The organism is Sphingomonas sp. PAMC 26605 (assembly GCF_000241485.1).
Taxonomy (GTDB): domain Bacteria; phylum Pseudomonadota; class Alphaproteobacteria; order Sphingomonadales; family Sphingomonadaceae; genus Sphingomonas.
Genome location: NZ_JH584241.1, coordinates 2,942,621 through 2,943,969 on the forward strand (window position 1 = coordinate 2,942,621; position 1,349 = coordinate 2,943,969).

The window sequence follows — 1,349 nt, forward strand, 5'->3', positions numbered from 1 at the left end:
ACGTAGAGCGTTGGGATCCGGGCTAGATCCGCCTGGTCCCGCAAATGCCGGATCGTTTGCGCGATCGTTTGCGCCGGTTCGCGGATCGCATCGGCGTCCTCAAAGCAAAAGGCGCTGATCATATCGGCGATCACCAATGCGGCTGCGGGTGCGCAAAGTCCGTGACCTTCCTGAGCCATGCGACCTCCTGATGCCGTGCCATTCAAGCCTGGGTTTGATCCTGTCAGGATCGGCAGAAACGACTGCCAATCACGCCCAACCGGTTCTTTTCGAAGATACTTTGTCCGCGCACTAATTGAGATCAGGGAAACCCACGGTGTCATCCATCATGTTTTCCCCGCATCAATCGGAGAACGGAAATGGTAAAGGACGATAACACCTCCCGCTATTATCGTCGCCGAGAGGCGCAGGAACGCGCGCTAGCGGGCAAAGCTCTCGATACGCAAATCCGGAAGATCCATCTCGAGCTTGCTGAGGGCTATGCGGCCAAGGCCCAGGAAAGCAGATCGAGCTGGGAACCCCGCTCCCATCTACGCACCGTTCCTAACTCTTGACGTGAGATTCCTGCAGAGGTCCTAAAGGCTTGCGCGGGCGCGAAGATCGCTTGGGGGAATAAGGAAATCCGTCCCTCCGCCGGTCTGCGTCGACGCGCAAAGGTTCGGAACGCTGCGCACGCGCAGCCGGTAGTTGGCTGCGCCTTAGTAAGGCGACGCTTGCCCATGGGGTGGCCGCCGGGCGTCCAAGTAGACCGAGTGTAGCGCTTCAGCGGAGGCGTACGAGCCCCCTAAACCCCTGTTATCGAGGTCGAGCTAAATCCGGATGGTCAACGTCGTTGGGTGGGCTGGGTAAAGGATTGTTGTACGCGAAGAGGCGCTGTCGGCAGCAGACGACGAACCCATCGTCCGGCTGATTTGTCCACCGTACGGGCGCCGAGGTCAATGCTCGCAGCCTGCGCGTCTTGGACAGGGGCTGTCAGCTACTGGCCAGACCTGCCATTCGACAAGCCGAAGAGGCACAACAGCAATGTCTCAATAGCACGGTGAAGAGGCCCCTCGCCGGAGGCGAGGAGCCATCGGGCCAGATTTCAGTGTTCTCGGCAAGGGCAAGCGCGTCCTCCACATCGATGCCGAGATAGCGCACCGTGTTCTCGATCTTGCTATGACCGAGAAGGATTTGGACGGCACGAAGGTTGCCGGTCGCCCTGTATATGATCGAAGCCTTCGTTCGGCGAAGCGAGTGCGTGCCATACTCGCTTCGCATCAGACCGACGCCGGTCACCCATTCATCGACAAGCCGTGCATACTGGCGGGTGCTGAGATGCCCATTATGATCAATCCTGCTGGGAAAGA

At 59.2% G+C, this 1,349-nt stretch carries 1 protein-coding gene; it reads right to left on the minus strand.

Features of this window, described 5'->3' with window-relative positions; translation table 11 throughout:
* Positions 1 to 972: 972 nt before the first annotated feature.
* Positions 973 to 1,349: tyrosine-type recombinase/integrase (locus tag RH90_RS22655; protein WP_010186289.1), on the minus strand; the 377-nt coding region annotated here is incomplete at its 5' end.